Here is a 1242-nt window from a genome sequence, read left to right on the forward strand (position 1 = left end):
TTAGACATGTAATGTTCGTTAGAATAGTAAATAGTTTTCTATCAAATGTTACAACTAGATTATACAAGGGGTAGATAATTAATGAGTATAATAAAAACAGAAAATTTAAGTAAAGTTTATGGAAAGAAAGACAATAAGGTTGTTGCTTTAGATAATGTAAATATAGAAGTTCAAAAAGGTGAATTTGTTGCAGTTATTGGAGCAAGTGGATCTGGAAAAAGTACATTCCTTCATCAAGTAGGAGGAGTAGATAGACCAACAAGTGGAAGAGTTATTATAGATGGTAAAGATATATATAGATTAAATGAAGAGAAGCTTGCAGTGTTTAGAAGAAGAAATATAGGTTTTGTTTTTCAATCATTTAATTTAATACCTGTTTTATCAGTTGAAGAAAATATTAAGATGCCAGCGCTTTTAGATAATCAAAAAATTGATGAAGATTATTTTAATGATTTAGTTAAAACCCTTGGACTTGAAGAAAGATTAAATCATCTTCCTTCAGAGCTTTCAGGAGGACAGAAGCAGAGAGTTGCTATTGCAAGAGCACTTATAAATAAGCCTTCAATAATTTTAGCAGATGAGCCAACAGGAAATCTTGATAGTGAAAATTCAAAGGAAATTATGGAGATGCTTAAGGTATCAATTAGAAAATATAATCAGACAGCCATAGTAATTACCCATGATTTAAGCATTGCTGAAAATACAGATAGAATAATAAGAATAAAGGATGGAAATGTTGATAAACAGGAGGTCTGGAGTTAATGAAAAGTTACATTGAATTATCTAGTAAATACATGAGAGAAAATAAAAAAAGAACTGTATTAACTATTTTAGGTGTAGCTTTAGCAACTGTTTTAATATTTGCCATTGGTACATTCTTATTTAGTTTTAAAGATACAATGCTACTTCAAGAAAGAAATGCAAGTGATTATGAATTTAAGTTATCAAAGCTTAATAATGAACAAGTAGATAAAATTGCTAATAATGTTGAAGTTAAAGATAGTTCTATTTATACGGCTGATACTGAAACTATATATCCTATTAATGGTACAGATAGAACAGCTTATATAAGCAAAGGAGATAAAAGGTATTATGAAAAAATAAGGCTCAATTATGAAATAGAGTGATAAATAAAACTAGCTATTCAAATATAGGTGGACGACCTTTAAAATTCTTGATTTTATAAGGATGTCTACCCTGTATAAATAACGGATATTCCTGAATTTTATCAAAAATATATTT

2 protein-coding genes are annotated in these 1242 nt (G+C 28.2%); both read left to right on the forward strand.

Features of this window, described 5'->3' with window-relative positions:
* Positions 1-81: 81 nt before the first annotated feature.
* Positions 82-762 carry an ABC transporter ATP-binding protein gene (locus BM384_RS17135; RefSeq protein ID WP_090015493.1) on the forward strand — a complete coding sequence of 227 codons (681 nt, stop codon included), beginning with the start codon at positions 82-84 and terminating at the stop codon, positions 760-762.
* Positions 762-1127: an ABC transporter permease gene (locus BM384_RS17140; protein ID WP_090015495.1), complete on the forward strand. Its 366-nt coding sequence runs from the start codon at positions 762-764 to the stop codon at positions 1125-1127. Before BM384_RS17135 ends, BM384_RS17140 begins: the two co-directional genes overlap by 1 nt.
* Positions 1128-1242: the final 115 nt, after the last annotated feature.

It is taken from the genome of Clostridium sp. DSM 8431, assembly GCF_900116755.1.
Taxonomy (GTDB): domain Bacteria; phylum Bacillota; class Clostridia; order Clostridiales; family Clostridiaceae; genus Clostridium.